Genomic DNA, 2,073 nt, shown 5'->3' on the forward strand with positions numbered 1-2,073 from the left:
AACCCACATTCCGCAGGTCTTTAAATAGAATTGATGGTGATAAAATTTAAAAATTCAAGCCTGAAGTGATTACCCAGTAATCTCTTCAGGCTTTTTTGAGATACAATGAACGAATGAAGAGCCAAGAGGAAAAAACTATGAATGAGCATCAAGAAGCCATAAAAGTCCTAAATTTAGACCATCTAGGAATAGTAGCAGGCATAATAGACGAGATGGAATTAGTAGAAGAAGTCAATAAAATAGTAGGAATAACAACCCAAGAAATGCTCAGCCCAGGACAAGTCATGAAAGCAATGATTTTGAATGGACTAGGATTTTTAAGCGCCCCATTATACATATTCGAGGAATTTTTCGTAGGCAAAGCAACATCACATCTAATAGGAAAGGAAATACTACCGTCACATCTAAACGACGATAGACTAGGAAGAGCACTCGACAAATATTACCAAGTGGAACAAAACTCTTCACAACAATCGCCATAAAAGCCGCCCATAAATTCCAAGTAAAAATGAACAGCATCCATTTAGATGGAAGTTCAATGTATGTACAAGGAGAATATAAAACCCAAGTTGAAAACAGCGACCAAACAGAAAAAGAACCCGGACCAGAAACATCAGAAATGAAACCAATAGAAATAGTGCACGGATCTTCCAGAGACCATCGACCAGACCTGAAACAATTTATCATAGACATGATCGTAACAGGAGACGGAGACATACCACTATATCTAAAAATAGATTCAGGAAACATCGACGACAAAAGCGTATTCGTATCAAGACTACAAGAATTCAAAAAACAGTGGACATTTGAAGGAATCTGCGTAGCAGACAGCGCCTTATACACCAGGGAAAACCTATCAGCAATGACAGGAATCAAATGGATAACAAGAGTCCCATTAAGCATAAAATCAGCCCAGGAGCAAATCGTAGACATCCAAGAAAGCGAATGGCAATTAAGCTCAAAAAAAGGATATAAGATAGCCGAAAGAGCTAGCGAATATGGAAACATCCAACAAAGATGGTTAGTCATAGAAAGTGAACTCAGGAAACAAGCAAGCATCAAACAAATAGACAAACAAGTAAACAAACAAGAATCAAGCGCCCAAGCCGCACTACGCAAGCTTTCCCGGCAAAAATTTGCCTGCGTTGCCGACGCAGAAACCGCCATAAAAAATCTATCAGACACATGGAAATATCACCAGATTACCGAAATTGAATGTCAAGAAAAAAGCCATAAAAAACCAAAAACACCAGCCAAAAAAGCTAGTGATATAGACACAATAGCCTATCAAATAATCGGTAAAATAGAAACCAGACCCGAAATAATATCCGCCGAAAAAATTAAAGCAGGGAGATTTATACTGGCAACAAACATTTTAGATAAAAACGAAATAACCAACCAGCAGATATTAGAAGAATACAAAGACCAACAAAGTAACGAAAGAGGATTTAGATTTTTAAAAGACCCATTATTTTTCACATCAAGCGTCTTCGTGAAAAAACCCGAGAGAGTAGAAGCAATTGCCCTGATAATGGGAGTATGTTTATTAGTATATAATCTCGCCCAAAGAAAGTTGAGACAAGAATTAGAATCAGCCAATGCCAGCATCAGAAACCAGGTCAAGAAATTGACAAATAAACCGACAATGCGGTGGGTATTTCAGATGTTTCAAGCCGTACATTTAGTCAACCTAAATGGAGCCGAACAAATAAGCAACTTAACAAAGGAACGTCGGGAGATATTAAATTATTTAGGAAAGGTTTGCGGTCAATATTATTTAATAGTTGAAGATGGGTAACTCGGAAAACAAACCGGAGAATATTGTTAAATAAATTCAAATTGTTGGCAACATAACAATCATGTTGCCGGAATTGTGATGTCTGATTTAGGGAGAATGAGTTCAGATATTGCCGAAGGAATATATTAGGAAATATCTGTGAATTCCCATTTCTTATATTTCGCCAAAATCGCAAAATAATGATACTAAAATTAGAAAAGGTAGGCACAGATATTTTTCCTACAGTGAAGGTATGAAAATCCTTAGTCATCAAAGCCAGAACTGCGGAATGTGGG

At 37.1% G+C, this 2,073-nt stretch carries 1 pseudogene; it reads left to right on the forward strand.

From position 1 onward, the window contains the following. Positions 1-137 precede the first annotated feature (137 nt). Positions 138-1,798: pseudogene (locus QUA77_RS28940) on the forward strand (IS1634 family transposase). The last annotated feature ends 275 nt before the right edge of the window (positions 1,799-2,073 follow it).

Source organism: Microcoleus sp. K5-D4 (assembly GCF_036704575.1).
Lineage (GTDB): Bacteria > Cyanobacteriota > Cyanobacteriia > Cyanobacteriales > Microcoleaceae > Microcoleus.